Source organism: Tessaracoccus sp. SD287 (assembly GCF_017355265.1).
GTDB lineage: Bacteria > Actinomycetota > Actinomycetes > Propionibacteriales > Propionibacteriaceae > Aestuariimicrobium.
The window spans coordinates 1-20,175 of the sequence record NZ_JADIJQ010000040.1 but is presented as its reverse complement, the minus strand read 5'-3'; the positions used below and the strand labels follow the sequence as shown (position 1 = coordinate 20,175).

19 protein-coding genes are annotated in these 20,175 nt (G+C 68.8%); 9 read left to right on the top strand and 10 right to left on the bottom strand.

What is annotated here, in order from left to right:
- Nucleotides 1-139 precede the first annotated feature (139 nt).
- From IPV09_RS14705 to IPV09_RS12725, 4 genes are all read left to right on the top strand, one after another.
- Nucleotides 140-1,495, top strand: a complete 1,356-nt coding sequence (locus tag IPV09_RS14705) for a histidine kinase (RefSeq protein ID WP_207475639.1) — start codon at nucleotides 140-142, stop codon at nucleotides 1,493-1,495.
- Between the two features lie 8 nt (nucleotides 1,496-1,503).
- The gene (locus tag IPV09_RS12735; RefSeq protein WP_207475642.1) at nucleotides 1,504-2,193 is read left to right on the top strand and encodes a response regulator transcription factor; all 690 of its coding nucleotides are present in this window, start codon (nucleotides 1,504-1,506) and stop codon (nucleotides 2,191-2,193) included.
- A gap of 107 nt (nucleotides 2,194-2,300) precedes the next feature.
- Nucleotides 2,301-3,185, top strand: coding sequence for an ABC transporter ATP-binding protein (locus IPV09_RS12730; RefSeq protein WP_207475641.1), 885 nt, complete (start codon nucleotides 2,301-2,303; stop codon nucleotides 3,183-3,185).
- The gene (locus tag IPV09_RS12725; RefSeq protein WP_207475638.1) at nucleotides 3,182-4,396 is read left to right on the top strand and encodes an ABC transporter permease; all 1,215 of its coding nucleotides are present in this window, start codon (nucleotides 3,182-3,184) and stop codon (nucleotides 4,394-4,396) included. Before IPV09_RS12730 ends, IPV09_RS12725 begins: the two co-directional genes overlap by 4 nt.
- 34 nt (nucleotides 4,397-4,430) lie before the next feature.
- On the opposite strand, the gene IPV09_RS12720 is transcribed toward IPV09_RS12725, so the two are convergent.
- Nucleotides 4,431-5,357, bottom strand: a complete 927-nt coding sequence (locus IPV09_RS12720) for an SDR family oxidoreductase (RefSeq protein ID WP_207475637.1) — start codon at nucleotides 5,355-5,357, stop codon at nucleotides 4,431-4,433.
- Nucleotides 5,358-5,590: 233 nt separating this feature from the next.
- On the opposite strand from IPV09_RS12720, the gene glpA reads away from it, so the two are divergent.
- Genes glpA through IPV09_RS12705 form a run of 3 tightly spaced genes read left to right on the top strand, consistent with a single transcriptional unit; the run spans nucleotide 5,591 to nucleotide 9,770 of the window.
- The gene (gene glpA / locus IPV09_RS12715) at nucleotides 5,591-7,165 is read left to right on the top strand and encodes an anaerobic glycerol-3-phosphate dehydrogenase subunit GlpA (protein ID WP_207475636.1); all 1,575 of its coding nucleotides are present in this window, start codon (nucleotides 5,591-5,593) and stop codon (nucleotides 7,163-7,165) included.
- Entirely contained in the window at nucleotides 7,165-8,472 is a 1,308-nt protein-coding gene (glpB, locus tag IPV09_RS12710) for a glycerol-3-phosphate dehydrogenase subunit GlpB (RefSeq protein ID WP_207475635.1), read from the top strand. Before glpA ends, glpB begins: the two co-directional genes overlap by 1 nt.
- Entirely contained in the window at nucleotides 8,469-9,770 is a 1,302-nt protein-coding gene (locus IPV09_RS12705; protein ID WP_207475634.1) for an anaerobic glycerol-3-phosphate dehydrogenase subunit C, read from the top strand. The genes glpB and IPV09_RS12705 overlap by 4 nt, the downstream gene beginning before the upstream one ends.
- A 37-nt stretch (nucleotides 9,771-9,807) precedes the next feature.
- Here IPV09_RS12705 and IPV09_RS12700 read toward each other — a convergent pair whose 3' ends face one another.
- Nucleotides 9,808-10,530, bottom strand: coding sequence for a 5'-methylthioadenosine/adenosylhomocysteine nucleosidase (locus IPV09_RS12700; RefSeq protein WP_207475633.1), 723 nt, complete (start codon nucleotides 10,528-10,530; stop codon nucleotides 9,808-9,810).
- On the bottom strand, nucleotides 10,527-11,000 hold the full coding sequence (locus IPV09_RS12695) for an S-ribosylhomocysteine lyase (RefSeq protein WP_242681597.1): 474 nt from the start codon (nucleotides 10,998-11,000) through the stop codon (nucleotides 10,527-10,529). The genes IPV09_RS12700 and IPV09_RS12695 overlap by 4 nt, the downstream gene beginning before the upstream one ends.
- 187 nt (nucleotides 11,001-11,187) lie before the next feature.
- Between IPV09_RS12695 and IPV09_RS12690 the strand changes: the two genes are divergently transcribed.
- Nucleotides 11,188-11,994 carry a YwiC-like family protein gene (locus tag IPV09_RS12690; protein WP_207475632.1) on the top strand — a complete coding sequence of 269 codons (807 nt, stop codon included), beginning with the start codon at nucleotides 11,188-11,190 and terminating at the stop codon, nucleotides 11,992-11,994.
- Between the two features lie 4 nt (nucleotides 11,995-11,998).
- Here IPV09_RS12690 and IPV09_RS12685 read toward each other — a convergent pair whose 3' ends face one another.
- From IPV09_RS12685 to IPV09_RS12670, 4 genes are all read right to left on the bottom strand, one after another.
- Nucleotides 11,999-12,910 (bottom strand): siderophore-interacting protein, encoded by a 912-nt coding sequence (locus IPV09_RS12685; protein ID WP_207475631.1) that lies wholly within the window; start codon nucleotides 12,908-12,910, stop codon nucleotides 11,999-12,001.
- 28 nt (nucleotides 12,911-12,938) lie between these two features.
- On the bottom strand, nucleotides 12,939-15,005 hold the full coding sequence (locus IPV09_RS12680; RefSeq protein ID WP_207475630.1) for an iron ABC transporter permease: 2,067 nt from the start codon (nucleotides 15,003-15,005) through the stop codon (nucleotides 12,939-12,941).
- 8 nt (nucleotides 15,006-15,013) lie between these two features.
- A complete protein-coding gene (locus IPV09_RS12675; RefSeq protein ID WP_207475629.1) occupies nucleotides 15,014-16,006 on the bottom strand; it encodes an iron-siderophore ABC transporter substrate-binding protein in 993 nt (330 codons plus the stop codon).
- 71 nt (nucleotides 16,007-16,077) lie between these two features.
- Nucleotides 16,078-16,950 (bottom strand): ABC transporter ATP-binding protein, encoded by an 873-nt coding sequence (locus tag IPV09_RS12670; RefSeq protein ID WP_207475628.1) that lies wholly within the window; start codon nucleotides 16,948-16,950, stop codon nucleotides 16,078-16,080.
- A 124-nt stretch (nucleotides 16,951-17,074) separates the two neighbouring features.
- Between IPV09_RS12670 and IPV09_RS12665 the strand changes: the two genes are divergently transcribed.
- Nucleotides 17,075-17,725, top strand: a complete 651-nt coding sequence (locus IPV09_RS12665) for a hypothetical protein (RefSeq protein WP_207475627.1) — start codon at nucleotides 17,075-17,077, stop codon at nucleotides 17,723-17,725.
- A gap of 123 nt (nucleotides 17,726-17,848) precedes the next feature.
- Here the strand turns inward: IPV09_RS12665 and IPV09_RS12660 are convergent, their stop codons facing one another.
- The 3 genes from IPV09_RS12660 to IPV09_RS12650 form a co-directional block, all read right to left on the bottom strand.
- Complete coding sequence (locus IPV09_RS12660) at nucleotides 17,849-18,640, bottom strand: DeoR/GlpR family DNA-binding transcription regulator (protein ID WP_207475626.1); 792 nt, start codon at nucleotides 18,638-18,640, stop codon at nucleotides 17,849-17,851.
- A 15-nt stretch (nucleotides 18,641-18,655) separates the two neighbouring features.
- Complete coding sequence (locus IPV09_RS12655; protein WP_207475625.1) at nucleotides 18,656-19,312, bottom strand: class II aldolase/adducin family protein; 657 nt, start codon at nucleotides 19,310-19,312, stop codon at nucleotides 18,656-18,658.
- Between the two features lie 33 nt (nucleotides 19,313-19,345).
- A partial coding sequence (locus tag IPV09_RS12650; protein WP_207475624.1) for a zinc-binding dehydrogenase occupies nucleotides 19,346-20,175 on the bottom strand: 830 nt, incomplete at its 5' end.

The window sequence follows — 20,175 nt, the reverse complement described above, 5'->3', positions numbered from 1 at the left end:
GGAGGCTGTCCCATGGCGGGCCTTTCGATTGGTCCAGCGCCAACAGTATCCTCAGGGCGCGGTGCCGCACCGGGGATGAACTGTCGGCTCCGTCGCGCGACGGATGCGCCCCCGACGCACTGCTGCCTAGGCTCGGGGTGTGAACCTCATCCAACGCCTGCGCTCGTGGTCGAGTTGGGACGAGACCTGGCAGCGTCCCCGCCCCGGCCTGGGACGCGCCGACCTGCTGCTCGCCGTGCTCGCCTTCGCTGCCGGATGGTTGAGCGTGGAGTCGATGCTGTCCTACGCCGGGGAACCACCCGGCAGTCGCGGGGCGCTGGCGCGCTACCTGGCGCTCGGCTCGGCGTGCCTGCTGCTGGTGTTCCGGCGCCGCGCGCCCATCACGGTGATGGTGCTGTTGGGCCTGCACTTCTTCGTGACCGCCAACCACGTGCCCGAGGTGGGCTACACCATCGTCTACCAGCTGGTGCCCTTCCTGGCGCTCTACAGCGGCATCGCCTGGGCACGCGACCGCAAGGCGGCGTTGCTGGCGGCCACGGCCCTGTTCCTGGGTCTGGTGCTGTGGCTGGTGTGGATGTTCGCCCTGGGCAAGGTGCTGTCCGGCCATGCCGAGGACCTGCCCGAGGCGGATGGCCTGTTCGGCCAGACCACCGGCATCATCATCGGCACCACCATCGCCAACCTGATCTACTTCTTCGCCGCGGCACTGATGGGCCAGGTCGCCTGGCGGCAGGCCCGCGACCACGCCGAGGCACTCAGTCAGGCCGAGACCATCGCCCGCCAGACCGACGAGATCGCCGAGCACGCGGTGCTCGCCGAACGCCTGCGGCTGGCGCGCGAACTGCATGACGTCGTCGCCCACCACATTTCGGTGATGGGGGTCCAGGCCGCGGCGGCGCGTACCGTGATGGACCGCGACCCCGCCCTCGCCGCCCAGGCCCTGGGCAATGTGGAGCAGTCCAGCCGCGACGCCGTCGCCCAGATGCGTGGCCTGCTGGGCACCCTGCGCTCACCGCGCGACAGCGGCCAGCTTCCCTCCCGCGCCCCGGAACCCACCCTGGCCGAGGTGCCCGCCCTGGTGGCGGCCGCCAGCTCACCGGGGTTCAGCGTCCACTACGACCTGGTGGATCAGGCGGGGAGCGCTGGCGAGGTCTCGCTGCCGGTGGGGCTGACGATCTATCGGACGATCCAGGAATCCTTGGCCAACGTCCGCCGTCACTCCACCGCACGCAGCGCCCGCATCGTCGTGCGCCTGGACGCGACCTCCGCCGAGGTCGAGGTCACCGACGACGGCAACCCGCGGGCCACCACGTCCGGTTCGGGCTTCGGGCAGACCGGTATCCGCGAGCGGGTGACCTCCTTGGGCGGGACGGTCGAGTTCGGGCCACGCGCCCACGGCGGCTACCGCGTCCGGGTGCAGCTGCCGCTGGGTCAGGACAGCATCGCGGCGGTGGGCGGTGGCGGCGACCTCGTCCATGGCAGGGTGAACGGGTGAGCACCCCCCTGAAGGTCCTGCTGGTCGACGACCAGGCCATGATGCGCGCCGGGTTCGCGATGATCCTGTCGGTCGAGTCCGACCTGGAGGTCGTCGGGCAGGCCGCGAACGGCGCCCAGGCCATTGACATGGTGGCTGCGCTGGCACCCGACGTGGTGCTGATGGACGTGCAGATGCCGGTGCTGGACGGCATCGCCGCCACCGAACGGATCGTGGCCGACAGCGACTCCAAGGTCATCATCGTCACCACCTTTGACCGGGACGACTACTTGTTCGACGGGCTGCGCGCCGGTGCCGCCGGCTTCCTGCTGAAGAACGCGGACCCCAGCGTGCTGGTCGAGGCCGTGCGTGCCGTCGGCCACGGGTATGCCCTGCTCAGCCCCGAGGTGACCATGAGGGTCATCGCACAGATGGCGTCGACCGATGCCCAGGAGGCGTCGTCGGCCGCCGGCCAGGCACGTCCGGTCGACCCTGCTGCCGCGGCCAGGCTCGGCCTGCTCACCGACCGGGAGCGCGAGGTCCTGGGCCTGATCGGTCGCGGCCTGAGCAACGCCGAGATCGCCGCAAACCTCTACGTCGGCGAGGCCACGGTGAAGACCCACGTCAGCAATCTGCTGTCCAAACTGCACCTGCGTGACCGGGTGCAGGCGGTCGTCTTCGCCTACGAGGTGGGCATGATCACCCCCGGCGGCCACTGAGGGCAGCCAGCTCCGCCTCGAGGGGGAGCGCCAGGATCAATCGCGTGGGCGATCCGCCCACCGCAGCCTCCGGCAAGGATGGGGACATCGACCACACAGGAGGCAACATGTTGGAGGTCCAGGGCCTGACCCGGCGCTTCGGTGACCGGGTGGCCGTCGACAACGTCTCGTTCACCGTTCGCGAGGGACAGACGGTGGGCTTCGTCGGAGCCAACGGTGCGGGCAAGACCACCACCATGCGGATGATCATGGGTCTGCTCGCCCCGCACGCCGGCAAGGTGCGCTGGCAGGGACGCGAGGCCACCGACGCCGACCGCCGCGCTTTCGGGTACATGCCCGAGGAGCGCGGTCTGTACCCCAAGCAGCCGCTGCTGGGCCAGTTGGTCTACCTGGGCGAGCTGCGCGGCATGTCGGTCGCCCAGGCCAGCGCCGAGGCCACCGAGATGCTGACGGCGCTCGGTCTGGGGGATCGGCTCAAGGACAAGCTCGAGAAGCTGTCCTTGGGCAACCAGCAGCGGGTGCAGATCACCGCGGCGCTGATGGCGGCGCCGACGGCTCTGATCCTCGACGAGCCGTTCTCGGGGCTTGACCCGATGGCGCTGGACGCCACCAGCGACATGCTGCGCTCCTACACCGGCGCCGGGGTGCCGGTGCTGTTCAGCAGCCACCAGCTCGACCTTGTCGACCGGCTCTGTGACGCGCTGGTCATCCTGTCCGGCGGCCGGGTGGTCGCCGCTGGCACCCGCGAGGAGCTCATCGCGCTCGGTGAGACCCGGCACCGCATCGTGCTGGACGGGGACGCCGGCTGGGTACGCACCTTCGCCGGGGTCAGCGTCGACGACGTCGACGGCAACACCGCGGTCCTGTCCGACCTGGACGCCGGCGCCGACCAGGCGCTGCTCGCCGAGGCGATGCGCCGTGGCGTCGTCCGCGAGTTCGCCCCCGTCCGCCCCACCCTCAGCGAGATCTACCGAAAGGTCACGGCAGCATGAGCACCGACACCCAGCCGGCCACCCGGGTACGTCCCTTCGCCCAGCCCAGGAACGCCTGGGCCATCGTCACCCGTCGCGAGGTCGTCACCAAGCTGACCGACAAGGCCTTCTTGAGCGGCACCCTGATCACCCTGCTGCTGATCGTCGGCCTGGCCGTGATCAGCGTGGTCATGGATGCCCGCGGCAGCAGCGCGACCGTCGTGGTCACCTCCGACGAGGCCGCTGCCGTGGTCGCGGCCGCCCACGAGGTCGAGGTCACCAGGAACGACAAGAGTTCGGTCACGGTCCTGCGCGCCGACTCCGACGAGCAGGCCCGCCAGCAGGTGCTCGACGGCGGCGCCGACGCCTGGCTGAGCCGGGGCGCCGACGGCTGGAACCTCACCTTCGCACGTGACCTGGACACCTCCATGCAGCTGACCGTCAGCCAGGTCATCAACGCCCAGGTGTCGGCCGACCTCGCCCGCACGGCGGGCATGACGCCCGGGGAACTGACGGCGGCGACCACGGTCCGCACCGAGTTGCTCGACGGCGACTCGGACCGGGCCGAACTGGCGCTCGCCGCAGGGTTCATCTTCGCCATCCTGTTCTTCATGTCGGCGATGACCTTTGGCATGCAGATCGCCGGGTCCGTCGTCGAGGAGAAGTCCTCGCGCATCGTCGAGATCATCTCGGCGGCCATCCCGATCCGGCACCTGCTGGCCGGCAAGATCCTGGGCAACACCGTGCTCGGCTTCGGCCAGATGGCGCTGTTCGCCATCGTCGGCCTGGTGGGGGTGAGTTTCACCCCCTACGGCGACCTGCTGCCGAGCCTGACCAGCGCGGTGGTCTGGTTCCTGGTCTACTTCATCGCCGGCTTCCTGGCGCTGGCCTGCGTCTGGGCCGTGGCCGGGTCGCTGGCCAGCCGCCAGGAGGACCTGCAGTCGACCACCACCCCGCTCATCATGGCGCTGACGGTGGCCTACATGGCGGGCCTGTTCGCCAGCGGCACCGTGCAGACGGTGCTCAGCTACGTGCCGGTGATCTCGTCGGTGCTGATGCCGCAGCGCCTGGTGGCCGGAACCGCGACCTGGTACGACCTGGTCATCGGTCTGGTGCTGAACCTGGCCTTTGCCGCGGTGACGGTGATCGTCGGTGAGAAGATCTACCGCCGGTCCCTGCTGCAGACCTCGGGTGTGATCAGCTATCGCGACGCCCTCAAGCTGACCGACTGAACCACGCCGACGGGCGGCCCGGGCTGGGGGCAGGTCAGGCGGTCGGGCGACCGCCGGTCACCCCCAGCACCGTCCCCGAGACGTAGGACGCCTCGGTCGGTGAGGCCAGGAACACGTACGCGCCGGCCAGTTCGGACGGCTGCCCGGCACGACCCAGCGGAGTGTTGTCGCCGAACTCGGTCATGTCCTCGCCCTCCTTGGTGGCCGGCTGCAACGGAGTCCAGATGGGCCCCGGGGCGACCGCGTTCACCCTGATGCCGCGGGGACCGAGGTCCTGGGCCAGGTTGATGGCGATGTTCAGTTCGGCGGCCTTGGTGGCCGCGTAGTCGACCAGCGGGCCGGACGGTTCGTAGGCCTGGATCGAACTGGTGAAGATGATGCAGTCGCCCTTGCCGAGGTGGTTCAGGGCCTCCTGGGTGGCCCAGATCATGGCGTACACGTTGGTCTTCATGATCCGGTCGAGTTGCTCGGTGGTGACGTCCTCGATGCCGTTCTCGCGGCGCGCCCACTGGTGGGAGGCATTGTTGACCAGAATGTTCAGCCCGCCCAGCTGCTGGGCCGCCTCACGGACCACGCTGCGGCAGTGCTGCTCCTCGCGCAGGTCACCCGGCAGCAGTACGCAGGTCTGCCCCGCCTGCTCCACCCAGTGGCGGGTCTGCTCGGCGTCGGACTGTTCTTCGGGCAGGTAGGCCAGGGCGACGTCGGCACCCTCCCGGGCGTAGGCGATGGCCACCGCACGTCCGATGCCGGAGTCCCCGCCGGTGATGAGGGCCTTGAGGCCCTGCAGACGTCCATGGCCCTGGTAGCTCTGCTCACCGTGGTCAGGTTCGGGGGTCATCTCGGAGCTCAGCCCGGGGGGCGACTGCTCCTGGGCCGGGAAACCGTCACCCTGGAGCTTCTCGGCCGACTCAGCGGGGTCGTCGGTGCGCACGGATGCCTGCTCATTGCTGTGGCTGCTCATGCCTCAAGTCTGGAAGGGATCCCGGTGCAGGTGCAGCGTCGGTGCCGGATCCAGTGGAAAAGGGTGGGCCAGCCACGGGCCAATTTGATCACGCCACTGGGTCGTAATTGGACGCGGAAATGAACGAATGTGCTAGCCACAGCGGTGTCCTCTGCAAGTTCCGTCCCCTGCCGCCACTGGCCCCCCGAAGCGCCATATGGTGAGGACATCAACCTCACCGGGGAGGGACCTGCATGAAGAGATTGAGTGTGGACGTCGTGGTGATTGGTGGCGGAGCCACCGGCGCCGGCGTCGTCCGTGACGTGGCAATGCGTGGCTACACCACCGCCTTGCTGGACAAGGCCGACCTCGGCCAGGGAACGACGGGCCGCTACCACGGTCTGCTCCACTCGGGTGGACGCTACGTGGTCTCAGACCCGCACTCGGCCACCGAGTGTGCCCAGGAGAACGAGGTGCTTCGTCGCATCCAGGCGCATGCCGTGGAGGACACCGGGGGACTGTTCGTCGTGGGCCCGGACGACGACCTGGACTACTCGGCCAAGTTCGCCCAGGGTGCGGCCGAGTCCAAGGTGCCGTTCGAGGAACTCACCATCGCCGAGGCCCTGCGCCGCGAGCCCCGGGTGAACCCGGGCATCAAGCGAGCCTTCGCCGTGATGGATGCCTCGGTCGACGGATGGCAACTGGTCTGGGGTGCCGCCAATGACGCCAAGCGTCACGGTGCCCAGATCCTGACCTACCACCGCGTCACTGACATCGACGTCGCTGATGGTGCCGTTCGGGCCGTGCGTGCCTACGACGAGAAGCGCGGCGAAGAGGTAGTGATCGACTGCAAGTTCGTGCTGAACGCCGGCGGCCCGTGGGCGGGCCAGATCGCCAGCATGGCCGGCTGCGAAGAGGTGGAGGTGGTGCCCGGTCGCGGCATCATGATCGCGATGAACCACCGCCTGGTGAACTCCTGCGTGAACCGCTGCATCTACCCGTCCGACGGCGACATCCTCGTCCCGGTGCACACCGTCAGCATCATTGGCACCACCGACGTCAAGGCCCCCGACCCCGACCGGCTCGAGATTCCTCGCGACGAGGTCCAGCAGATGCTGGACGCCGGTGAGGTGCTGGTGCCCGGCTTCCGCACGTCGCGCGCCGTGCACGCCTGGTCGGGTGCGCGTCCGCTGTTCAAGGACCCGCGCGTCTCGGCGTCCGACACCCGCCACATGACCCGCGGCATGAAGATCCTCGAGCACGACCAGCGCGACGGGGTCAGCGGCATCCTGTCGATCATCGGCGGCAAGCTGACCACCTATCGGCTGATGGCCCAGGTGATGGTCGACATCATGGAGGAGAAGCTCGGCGAGAGCCACGAGTGCAAGACGGCTGAGGAGGTCATCCCCGGCAACGAGGACCACAAGCTGTACGCGGTCAACCATCGCCTCGCCGAGCGCGAGAAGGACCGCCGCGACGAGCAGATCATCTGCGAGTGCGAGCTGATGAACCGCGGCATGATCACCGAGTTGATGGCCGAACAGCCCACCGCCAGCTTCGACGACCTGCGCCGCCAGCTGCGACTGGGCATGGGTCCCTGCCAAGGCGGTTTCTGCACCATGCGTGCCACCGGCATTGCGCTGGAGGAGAAAATGGTCGACCTGGTCCGGGCGACCGAACTGATGCGCCTGTTCCTGAAGAACCGGTGGATCGGCCTGTGGCCCATCCTGTACGGCGACCAGGTGCGCCAGACGGCGCTGGACAACTGGATCTATCACGGCACGTTCGATGTCGAGCACCTGCCCCAGGCTGAAGAAGAGGTTGTCTGATGACCGAGAGCCACCTGCCGATCACCCGCACGGCGGTGACCGGCACCCGCAAGGCCGTGGTGATCGGCTCCGGTCTGGCCGGGCTCACCGCCGCCATTGGTCTGGCCCGCGCCGGCGTCCAGGTGACGGTGGTCACCAAGGGCTTGGGCGGACTGCAACTGTCGCAGGGCACCATCGACGTCCTGGGCTACACCGGCGACCAGCACCACAGCCTGGTGCCCAACCCGCTGGACGGTTTCGCCGACCTGCCAGCGGAGCATCCCTACTCGTTGGCCGGACGTGAGTCGCTCGCCGAGGGCATCGCGCTGCTGCACGAGGTGTTGGGGCCCGAGGAACTGGTCGGTGGGCTGGAGGCGAACGGCCTGTACCCCACCGCGGTGGGGGCGCTGCGCCCGACCGCCCTGGTGCCCCGCTCGATGGCCAACGGCAAGGCCGAGCCCGGCAAGAAGTTCCTGATCGTGGGCATCCACGAACTGCGCGACTGGCACCCCGAGTTGATCGCCGGCAACATCGCCCGCACCCCGCTTCCCGATGGCGAACCGATTCCGGCCCGCCACGCCAGCTTCTCGCTGCCGGCCCGGGAACGCGAGGTCAACATCCAGCCCGACAAGTACGCGCGGCAGATGGACACCCCCGAGTTCCGGGCAGCCTTCGTCGCCCAGGTGAAGCCGTTGGTGCAGCCCGGTGAGACCGTCGGCGTGCCGGCGGTGCTGGGCCTCAACGACCCGACCGCCTTCGACGAGGTGCAGACGGCCCTGGGGGCGCCGATCTTCGAGATCGTCTCGCAGCCGCCGTCGGTGGTCGGCATGCGGATGAACCAGGCGCTGACCACCGCCGCCAAGACCCGCGGTGTGCGGATGATGATTGGCGCCGAGGTCACCGGCCTGGTCGCCGAGAACGGAGTGGCCACCGGGGTGACGGTGAAGACGGCCGGGCGGGAACGGGTCATCAGCGCCGACTGGGTCGTCCACTGCGGTGGCGGCTTTGAGTCCGGGTCGCTGGCGGTCGACTCCTACAACAAGGTCAGTGAACGGATCCTGGACCTGCCGCTCAGCGCCACCGACGCCACCGAGTTGATCCACGGTGACTTCTGGGGCGAGCCGCAGCCACTGTTCAAGGTCGGTGTCCGCGTGGACGAGTCCATGCGGGTGCTGGACGCCCAGGGTGAACCTGTCCACCCGAACCTGCTCGCCGCAGGCGGCATCCTGGCCGGGTCGATCCGCTGGGAAGAGAAGTCTGGTGAGGGCATCGCCCTGGCCAGCGCGATGAAGGCCGTGGCCACCATCACCGAAGGAGTTGCGCGATGACTGACACCATTCCCCACACCGGCACCGACCACGGCAGCGACCTGGTCCACGACCACGGCGACGACCTGGCCTACGACCAGCGCGACGTGCGGGCGAGCCTGGACAACTGCGTCAAGTGCACCATCTGCGAGACCCAGTGCCCGGTGGCCAGGGTCACCCCGCTGTTCACGGGCCCGAAGTTCGTCGGCCCCCAGGCCGAGCGTTTCCGAGACGGTGAGAACGTTGACCACTCGCTCGACTACTGCAGTTCCTGCGGCATCTGCACCCAGGCCTGCCCGCAGGGCGTGAAAATCAACGAGATCAACTCGATTGCCCGTTCGGAGATGAAGAAGGGTGACATGCCGATTCGTGATCGGCTGATCACCAACACGGTGCTGATGGGCAAGTTCATGACGCCCTTCGCGCCGATTGCCAACCTGGCGCTGTCGGCCAAGCCGATCCGGTCGGTGGTGCAGGCGGTGGTCGGTGTGCACAAGGACGCCGCCATGCCCACTGCGCAAACCCAGACGGTGCAGGGCTGGCTCAAGCGGCGCACGCCGCCCGCCAAGGCCCCCACCCGGGAACCGATCGTCTTCTTCACCGGCTGCGCCGGCGGCTACTTCCAGGTCGAGACCTCGAAGAAGACCATCGAGGTGCTGGAACACCTGGGCTTTGAGGTGCTGGTGCCCAAGCAGGGATGCTGCGGCCTGGCCCAGCAGAGCAATGGCCTGTTCGAGGGTGCCCGCAAGAGCGTCATGCAACTGGTGGACGCGCTGAACTCGGCCGGCAAGGACCTCACCATCGTGTCGAGCTCGGGTTCCTGCGCCGGCATGATGAAGCACGAGGCCCACGAGATCCTGGGGCTGACCAGCCCGAAGCTGCTCAGCGTCGGGGCACGGATGCGTGAGACCTCGGAGTTCCTGCTGGAACTGATGGACGAGGGCATCCTGACCGCGGACATGTTCGACGAGATCGACGCCACCATTCCCTACCACCAGCCCTGCCAGGTGAAGTCGCAGTACATGGGCACCCCTGCGGTGCACGTGATGTCGGCCATTCCGGGGGTGACGGTGGTGGAGTCTGGCCAGCCCTGCTGCGGCATTGCCGGTACCTACGGGCTGAAGAAGGAGAAGTACGAGATCGCCAAGGCCGTCGGCCAGCCCGTCTTCGACATGGTGCGCGAGACCAACCAGAACGTGGCGACCTGTGACACCGAGACCTGCCGCTGGCAGATCGAGAAGCATTCCGGGGTCAAGACGGTGCACCCGGTCGAACTGGTGCACCGGGCACTGGGTCTGTCGGACGACCTGGTGGTCTGAACTGGTCCGGGCCCGGGTGACCCCGGGCCCGCCAGCATCAGGCGCGTGCGGGCTCCGGCTCGGTACCCACCCGGGTGAGCAGCCCCACCACGGTCGCGGCCGAGCGCTCGGCGACATCGTCCAGGAAGTCGTCGTGTTCGGCGCTGGCGTTGACCCCGCACATGTCGGAGATGCCGCGTATCGAGATGAAGGGAACGTCGTAGGAGTGACACACCTGGGCCACGGCCGTCGACTCCATGTCGACTGCCACGGTGTCGGGGAACTCGAACATGATGCTGTCGAGCAGGTAGCCGCTGACGAAGACGTCACCCGAGACGATCGGGCCGAGCACCACGCCGTCCTGGTCGCGCAGCATCGCCAGCGAGTCGGCGTCGCCGGTGAAGGACACGGGCATGCCGGGCACCTGGCCCATGGCGTAGCCGAAGGCGACCGCGTCCGCGGTGGAGTAGGTCAGTTCGGTGCTGGCCACCACGTCACCGCGGGAGATCATGCCCTGCAGGCCACCGGCGCTGCCGACCGAGATGACCAGATCAGGGTTCCACCGATGCAGGGCGGCGACCGTGGCCGAGGCGGAGTTGACCAAGCCGATGCCGCAACGCACCAGGACCACGTCGACGCCGTCGATCTGGCCGTGCTGCATCTTGGCGTTACCGACCCGGTGGACCTCACCGAGGTTGGTGGCCCGATCGCAGAAGGGCCGGATTTCCTGGCCCATGGCGGCGATGATGATCGCCCGGACGCGCGGGTTCTGGGTGTTCATGACAGGTGTACTTCTTCCCAAACGTGACGATGGTCGAGGAACTGCCGGGCGGCTTGCTGCGCGCCGGCGAGATCATGGCTGGCTGCCCAGCCGCATTGGACTTCGTTGGCTGCCGGAACCTCGGTGGCGGTGATGACATCACCGAGGGCCGCGGCAAGGGTGTCGAGGAAGGCTTGCTGACCACCGAGTTCGTCCTGGTTGACGACCGTGAAGTAGAAGCCGGTCTGGCAGCCCATGGGGCCGACGTCGATGACATTGTCGACGTGGTCACGGATCTTCTCGGCCATCGTGTGTTCCAGGGAATGCACGGTGGGCATGGGGAGGTGGTCCTGGTTGGGTTGGCAGAAACGTACGTCGTACTTGGTGATGACGTCGCCGCCGGGGAGTTGCTTGGTGTCGGCAACCCTTACGTAGGGGGCGGATACAGTGCGGTGGTCAAGGTTGAAACTCTCGACATTCATCTGGCCCATGGATCCCCCTCGCGTGGAACCACCCTGTCGAGCGGTGGCAGGCCCAAGGCTAGCGGCGTACAGGTGGTGAAAGCTAGAGCACAGTGGACGGGATTTCCGCTAGTTAACTTTTGGGGGCATGAAAGCCCACCGTGCTCGGGTGGGCCCCCGTGAAATCCTGCCAGTCTCCGGTGGTTAGTGTCGAGGGGTGACCACCATCCGCACCCCCCGGAAGCGGCGCGGGCGCAACAGTGGCTGGGTGCCCCAACAACACGGGGCCTGGGCCATGCTCGTCGTGCCGTGGCTGGTCGGCCTGCTGCTCGCCGCCGAAGCCGGTGTCCTCGATGCCGGTCGGGTGCTGCTGGGCCCGGCGTGGCTGTTCGGCTACCTCTGCTTCAACGCCGCGACCCTGATGACCAAGGCTGCCCCCGCGCGTCGCGATGCCTATCGCCGACCGTGGGGTGTCTACGGCTTGTCGGCGTCGGTGGTGGGTGTGATGGCTGTCGTCCTGGGCGGGGCGGGGGTGTTGTGGTGGAGCATTGCCGGTGTGGCGCTGGTCGGGTTTGCCCTGGTGTTGACCCGCCGCAAGCAGGAACGTTCCCTGCTGGCGGGGCTGGTGAGCGTCGTGGCCGGCACGGGGGTGGGGATCGTCACCCGGTTCTGGGTACCGACCGAGCTGCTGGACGCCAGCGGCGCCGACATCGCGGTCCTGGGGTTCACCGTCGCCTATTTCGCGGGCACCGTGTTCACCGTCAAGACGATGATCCGCCAGCGGGGCAGCCATTCCTGGTGGGCGGCCTCGATCGGCTACCACGTGGCCGTGGTCGCGCTGGTCGTCGCCGCCATGGTGGTGGGTTGGTTGGGTGCGGTCTGGCTGGTGCTGGCGGTGGTGCTGCTCGTCCGGGCGGTCTGGGAACCGACAACGTTGTCGCGCCGGCCGCTGACGGTGCTGCAGATCGGGTTGGTCGAAGTGGTGCTGTCGGTGCTGGTGCTGGTGGCGGCGCTGCTTGGCTGAACCCTCAGCTGCCGGCGACGCCCTTCTTCCAGTACCCCATGAATGACGCCTCCGACTTCGTCACCGATGCGGCCTTCGCCTCGGCGCGCAGCCCACGCACCCAGCCCGCCTCTCCGGCGATCCAGGCCTGCCGATCGGCACCACCGCGCACCTCGTCCCACAGCAGTTCCGCGGCGCTGACCGGCGACGAGGGCGTGGCCGGCCCAGCGGGACCGGCCCCGACTGATCCTGCCGTCACGGTGCCAGGGCCGGTGGCGCCGAACACCCCGGCGGCTCGCTGCCCCTGCTCACGGATGCACCATTGGATCGACATCGCGGGTGGCAGGTCCACGCTTCGGACGTCCTGGGCGTGGGGCACCTCGAGCACCACCCGGCCGCGGGCCCCGGCGGGCAGCGTCGAGACGATGTTGAGCACCGCGGGCAGCGCCGTCTCATCGCCGACCAGCAGCACGTGGTCGGTGATCTCGGGGCGCCACGCCACCCCGACCCGGTCGTGACCCTCGACGGTCCGGTCCCCGGCGACCAGGATGGCGCGGGTCCCGATCGGCGCGGCTGAGGCGAAGCGCATCCCCGGGGCAGGGTTGTCGTCCTCGAGGGGGTGCACTGCGACATCAATGTCGACCTCGCCCGGTGCCCCGGGCTCCGGTGAGCCCGGACGAACGGCGACCAGGGTGTAGGTGCGCAGCACGGGCCCCCCTTCGCCGGCGGCGACCAGTGCCTCGTACCAGTCCGCGCCCGAGCCCAGCACCCGGTCGAGCGCCTCACCGGGGCCGAGCAGCAGCTTCACCCGCTGGTCGAGCAGGGTGGGGGAGCAGTCGGCCAGGTCGTCGCCGGCCAGGGTGATCCGGACGAAGGAGGGCGAGACGTGTTCCCGGGCGACAAGGGTGACGGCGTAGGTCTTGTAGGGCGAGGTCATGGGATTCTCCTTGGCAGGGTGGCGGGGGTCAGGTGACGGCACGGTTGGCCATCAGCAGCCACCAGAACAGGGGGGCGCCGACCAGGGCACAGACCAGACCGACGGGTAGTTGGGCGGGGGCCAGCGCAGACCGGGCCACGGTGTCGGCGGCGAGTACCACCAGTCCACCCAGGGCGACCGACAGCAGGGTCATTCGGCGGTGGTCGGGGCCGACCAGCAGGCGCGCCAGGTGGGGGGCGACCAGACCGACGAAGCCGATCACCCCCACCGCGGCGGTGGCCGCCCCGGTCAGCAGTACCGCCGCCAGCAGCGCCCCGCCGCGCACCCCGGCATGGTGCACGCCGAGCAGGCGGGGGGTGTCCGGGTCGAGTTGGACCAGGTTGAGGTCGTTGCGCAGCGCCCAGACACCGACCAGTACCAGCATCACCAGCAGGGCCACCGGGCCCAGGCTGTCCGGCACCGTCGAGTACGTTGAGCCACCGAGCCAGGTGATCGCCCGGGTCTGGTTCCACGGGTCGGTGGACACCACGAGCAGGGTGCCGATGGCCTGGAAGCCTGCGGCCAGCCCCAGACCGACCAACACCAGTCGGGTGGGGTCGAAGCCACCGCGCGCCCCCAGCGCCATCAGCAGGCCGCCGGCCACCAGCGCCCCGGCCAGGGCGAAGGTGTTGATCCAGACGACCGACACCTCGACCGACAGCACGTTGGCCCCCACGATCACCGAGAGCGCCCCGGCCCCGGCGCCGGCCGAGACCCCCAGCAGCGACGGATCGGCCAACGCGTTGCGGGTGACGGCCTGGGTCAGGGTGCCGGCCAGCGCCAGCGCCATGCCGGCCACGATGGCCGCGGCCACCCGGGGCCAGCGGGTGTCGAGCATGAAACTCACCCGTCCGCTTGCCTGCCCGAGCAGCCAGTTCCAGACGTCGCCCAGCAGCAGCCAGCCGTCCCCGGCCAACAGCGCCACGGCCGCACCCACTGCCAACAGGACGAAAGCGAACAGCGTCACGGGCCCGGCCACGCGCGCGAGTCGCGGGCGTCCACGCCCGACCATCGCCGTGGCATCGCTGCGTCCGGTGCGCATGCCCTGGCTGAGTGCGACCAGGAAGACTGCGCCCAGCAGGGTGGTGACCACCCCGGTGGGGATGCGTGCCGCCTCACTGGCGCCGATCACTGCCCGCAGCAGCACGTCGGAGCCGATCACCAGCAGCGCCCCAGTGATGGCGGTGGCTGGCAGCAGCCAGCGGTGGCGGTGCAGGCCTTTCAGTCGGCGGGACGACAGCCGCACCAGGGCGGGGGCGCACAGTCCGACGAATCCCAGGGGCCCGGCCAGTGCCACGGCGGTGGCCGCCAGCAGCACGGCCAGCACCACGGCCGCCAGCCGGGTACGCACCACCTTCACGCCCAGGGCGCGCGCCTGGTCGTCACCCAGGCCGAGCACGTCGAGTTGGCCTCCCATCACCAGCAGCGCCAGCAGGGCCAGCCCGATCACCAGGCCGGCCTGGGCTGAAGCGCTCGGGTCGGCCTGGCTCAGGGAACCGGCGCCCCAGGCGAACAGGCCCTGGGTCTCCTGGCTGAAGACCAGTTGCAGGGCGGCGGTGATGTTCATCAGGGCCATGGTGAGCACCGAGCCGCCCAGCACCAACCGGGCGGGGTCGTTCCTGCTGCCGGCCAGCAGGAAGGCCAGGGCTGCTGCTCCGAGCCCGCCGACCAGCGCAACCCCAGTGCCCCCCAGCAGTCCGAGCGGAATGCCACTCACCGAGACCAGCGCCAGGGCCAGGTAGGCCCCGGCGTTGACGGCCAGGGTGTCCGGGGACGCGAGCGGATTGCGCGCCACAGACTGCAGGGTGGCACCGCTGACCCCCAGGGCGATCCCGACCAGCAGCCCGGTGGCGAGCCGCGGGATGCGTGAGGCCAGCACGATGTCGCTGGTCTGGGTACTGCCGCTGCCGATGGCCCACTGCCACACGTCGGTCGGGCCGACGTCAGCCGTGCCCTGGGTCAGGTGCACCACCGAGAGCAGCGCCAGCAGCGCCAACGCCACGGCGAGCGATGTGGCCAGCCGTGTGACCTGCCGACGCTGGGACGAGTGAGTCATGCTGCGGTTCAGGCCGACAGCAGTGTGACCAGTTCGTCAACCCACTGGGTCAGCGAGGCCGGACCGCCGTAGACCCAGATGCCGTTGGCTGCGGCCTTGACCTTGCCGTCCTTGACGAACTGGAGGTTGTTCCACACGGCGTTGTTGGCCAACTGGGTGGTGGTGTCGGTGCTGCCGTTGGCCCAGTTCAGGAAGGTCAGCGACGGATCGAGGGTGGTCAGGCCCTCGAGGTCGAGCGAGCCAATGCCCCAGGCGTCGTCGCCGGGTTCGGTGTAGGCATTGGTCAGCCCGAGCTGCTTGGCGATCGCGCCGGGCACCGAACGGTCCGAGTGCATGCGCACGTCGACGTTGGATCCCTGCACGTTCACGTAGCTGAACACGTAGGGGTTGGTGACGTGGGTGAGCTTCGCGGCCGAGCCGGTGAGGTGGTTCTGGAAGTCGGCCCAGATCGTTGCGGCCGACTCGCCCTGGCCGAGCAGGGCCGCGGTGTCGAGGAAATTCTGCTTGACCTGGCCGAGAGGGTCCTTGGCGTTCGCCCCGGTCAGCAGCACCACGGGGGCGATCTTCTCGGCCTGGGCGAGTGCGGTGTCAGGCACCGAACCGGTCACACCCAGGATCAGGTCGGGATTGGCCCTGGCAATGGAGTCGAGGCTGGGCTCGGTGCGCAGGCCCACGTCGATCGTGTCCCCGGACAGTTCGTGGCTGGACACCCAGGAACCGAAACCCTTGGTGTCCGCCACCCCGACCGGTGGCACGCCGAGGGTGAGCAGGTCTTCGGTCGGGCCCCACTCGAGGGTGACCACCCGGCTCGCGGGCCGGGCCAGGGTGATCGTCTTGCCGCGTGAGTCGGTGATGGTGATGGGGCCGGCCCCCCCGGTGGCCGCGGGCGTGGTGGCCGAGGAGTTCGGCTGGGCGGCCTCGGTGGTACCGCAGGCGGTCAGCGCCGCGGTGGCCGAGAGGCCGGCGGTGGCACCGAAAAGGGCGCGACGGGTCAACGACATGGTGATTCCTTCGTGGATGGGATGCGCGCCGAGACGTGGGCGCGCGTAGTGGTCCCGAGGGCCGGGCGGCCTCAGGCGGATGCGGTGAGGCGCTGTCGGGTGGCGCACCGCGGCAACGGACGAATGCGTGGTCCGTCGGCTGTGTGCAGTACTTCGATGGGGGTCTGGTAGGCCGTGGTCAGGCGGGCCTCGGTGAACACCTCGGTGGGAGTGCCCTCGGCGATCAGCCGGCCGTCCACCAACAGGGCCACCCGATCGGCCACGGCCGCAGCCTGGTTCAGGTCGTGCAGGACGACCCCGACCGCAGCGCCCTGGTGATCGGCCAGGTCACGGATCAGGTCGAGCAGCTCGGACTGGTAACGCAGGTCGAGATGGTTGGTCGGTTCATCGAGCAGCAGCACCGGAGTCTGCTGGGCGAGGCAACTGGCCAGCCACACCCGCTGGGCCTGCCCACCCGACAGTTCGTCCAGGGCGCTCTCGGCGAGGTCCTCGATCCCGGTGAGGTCCATGGCGCGCTGCACCGCGGCCGGGCCGTGCAGGTCGGTGCCGAGCCACCGCGACTTGTGGGGGTGCCTGCCCAGACTGACCACCTCGCGCACGGTCATGCCCGCTGGCGTCGGACGATGCTGGGTCAGCATCGCGAGCCGGGTGGCGAACTCGCGGGGACTCAGGGTCAGACAGTCCAGGGGGTCGGCGTCAGTGCCGCTCATGTCAACGGTCGTGTCATCGAGTTCCTGGGCCAGGTGCAGTTCACCCGAGGACAGCCCATGGAGCCGCGCCATGCCACGCAGCAGCGTCGACTTGCCGGAACCGTTGGGGCCCACCAGGGCCAGCACCTCGCCGGGACGCACACGCAGGTTCGCCTCGTGCACCACGGTGTGCGCACCGTAGGCCAGACGGACGCGGTTGGCCTGGAGCGCCCGGGGCGGCGCAGAAGAGGTCATGCAGATGAGGTTAGGCTGTCCTAAGTAAGAATCGCAAGTCCAGTGTTGAGTATTTGTCGAGTGACATCGGCTGAGGGGTTGTCCGGCGCAGCGGTGTGACGGCCCGACCCCTAGGGTTGCGGGTATGGAATACCTCCGTCACGTCGACGACAAGACCCTCGCGCTGCAGTCGTCCTCCCAGATCACCTCGGTCGAGAAGCTGGCCAACTTCACCCTCGACCAGGTCGCCCAGGTGGTTGACCAGTGGGACGAGGACTTCGTCATCGAGGTGGGCAGTTGGATCTTCCGGCTGGACGAACGCGCGGACGGCCGCTGGCAGTTGCAGGCGCTGCAGGGCGGCGACGAGCCGTGGAGCGATGACGCCACCACTGCCCTGGAGGTCGTGGACAGCCAGTTCCGCGCACTGGCCCGGGTGGGCGGTTTCGAGCCGACCCCGTGCCGCGTCGACAGCTTGGTGCTGGTGCACGAGGATCTGTGGCCTCGAGGTGATCGGCCCTCGCGGACCATTGAGCTGCGACGCCGCGCTGTCTCCAGCGAGAACGAGGAGGGCACGATCGACTCCGGGTGGTACCTGGGGCCGGTCGACGCCACCGAGGTGCCGCGCCCCGACCAACTGGTGGGCCGCAGCGTCGGGTCGCTGATGCAGGAGTACCTGTTCGTGATTCCGGCGCTGATGCTGCCGCTGGGCACCATGGTGCATTTCGAGGATGATGCGATCAGTTCGGTGAGGGGCGGCAACGGCGCCGAGCACTGGGCGAGGAACCGCGCCGTCTGAGCCTCGCGGCTCGCGTCCGTCGTCAGCTGCAACGCTGCGGTGCACCTGCAGCGCTTGATGCCGTGCACCTGCACCGAACTACTGCAGCTGCGTGGGTGGCCTGGCCTGGCCCAGCACTGCGGCTCAGCGGGCGGCAGAACTCAGCACCGTCACCCCGGCCTCGGCGGCAGCCACCAACTGCGGTTCGTCCGCGGGCAGGTCGGTGACGATCACGTCGAAATCGGTGAGCCGGGACACCTCGTACAGGGCCGAGCGGGTGAACTTCGACGCGGTCACCGCCAGCACCGAGGTGGTGGCGCGGCTGATGGCGAAGTGCTTGAAGGCGGCGACGTCCTCGTAGGGGTGGTAGACCATCCCCTGCTGGATCGCCGCGGCACCGATGATGGCCACGTCCACCCGCACCGCGCCCAGGGCGGCGACAGCCGAGGGACCGTAGAAGGCCTGCAGGGGACGTACGAAGCGTCCGCCGACCATGATCAGTTCCGTCTCGGGATGGTCCATGACCATGGTCGCGGGGCCAAGGCAGTTGGTCACCACCGTCAGCTGGCCCTGCTCGAGCACCTGCTCGAGGATGAAGTGAGCGGTGGTGGAGTCGTCGACCAGCACCGAGTCACCGCGCCCCACCAGGGGACGCGTCAACTCGGCCAGCGCCCGCTTGGACGCCGACTCCTGACCCAGCCGGAACGAGAACGAGGTCTCCGACAACGACGACGCGGCAGCCGAGACCTCGCCCCTGGACCTGATCACCACCTGCCGCGCCTCAAGTTCGGCGAGGTCGCGGTACAGGGTCATCGCGGAGACGCCCATCTCGTCCTGCAGTTCCTCGACGCGGACCGTGCCGCGGCCGAAGATCAGGGTGGCGAGCCTGTCCTGGCGGTCCTGCTTGGACGAGGTTCCCGGCTGGGTCACTGCCATCAACTCATTTCGAGGTCACTTCGACTGGCCGTAGCCACGCATTCCGGCGCCTGCCTCGTCCATGAGTTCGTCGGAGAGCACCTTGATCCTGGCACCCGGCGCCATTCCCGGAACGGCCGCCATGGCGCGCAATTGCACCTCGCAAATGTACTCCAGGTAAGGAAGCAGGCTGAACGCCTTGGCCAGCGTCGGTCCGGTGGTGAGGGCACCATGGTTGGCCATCAGTGCTCCCGAGCGTCCCTGCAGGGCATTGGCGACGTTGGTGGCCAACTGGTCGGTGCCGAAGGTGGCATACGGCGCCACCCGAATCAGCCCGCCGAACATCGACGAGTAGTAGTGGGTGCCGGGAATCTCGTCGACAACCGTGCTCAGCGCCGTCGAGGCGGGGGCGTGGTTGTGGGTGATGGCACCCACGTCGGTGGCGTGGTAGACGGCCAGGTGCAGGGGCAGTTCGCTCGACGGCTTGTACTTTGCGTCGATCGGGTTGCCCTGCAGGTCGTGGACGCCGACGTCGGCGGGCTCCATCTCGGCATAGTCCATGCCGGAGGGTGAGACGACGACCTGGTCGCCGACGCGCACCGAAACATTGCCGGCGGTGCCGACCACCAGTCCCAGCCGCTGCATTTCCTGGCAGACGAAGACGACCTCAGCGCGTTGCTGTTCCAACAACATCAGGGGAGTTCCTTTCTCGGAGTGGGCAGCGGACTACGGCTGCAGGATGTACTTCGAGCCGCGACCGGCGGCCATGTCCTCGAGGGATTCGACCAGCGCCTCCAGCGGACGCACCTCGGTGCACAGGCTCATGCCGTCGAACCGGCCACTGGCCAGCAGGTCCACCGCGATCGCGACGAAGCGTGGCTGGTGGTGGTAGACGCCCTTGATCGTGTACTCCTTGTAATGCATGTCCGAGGAGTTCAGGGTGAACGGGGCGTTCTTCGGGGTGCCGCCGAACAGCACCGCGGTGCCTCCGGGGCGAAGACCAAGCACCGTCTGTTCCCACACCTGGGGCAGGCCAACCGCCTCGATGGCGACGTCGGCACCACGCTCGCCGGGGGTGAACGGTCGCACTGCCGCCGCGCACTCCTCAGGGGTGTCAAGACCGGTCAGGTTCACCGTGACGGCCGCACCGGCCTGCTTGGCCTGTTCCAGTCGTCCCTCGGACCGGTCGGCGACCACCACGGTCGCGCCCCGCAACTGGGCCAGCTTCAGGAACATCTGGCCGATCGGCCCGGCACCGTTGATCACGACGGTGTCGCCCAGCGCGATGCCCGACTCGTGCATGCCATGGACGACGGTCGACAACGGCTCCAGGGGGGCAGCGGCCTCGAAGGGCAGGCTGTCGGGAATGACGTAGGTGTTGCGCTCGACGATCGCGCGGGGCACCACGATCTGTTCGGCGAAGGCGCCATTGAGGTACTGCAGGTTCTCGCACAACGACTCGCGTCCGATGGTGCAGGCCCAGCACGACCCGCACGGGGCGGTGTTGGCCGCGACCACCCGCTGGCCGACCTGGAACTTCTCCACTCCCTCGCCGA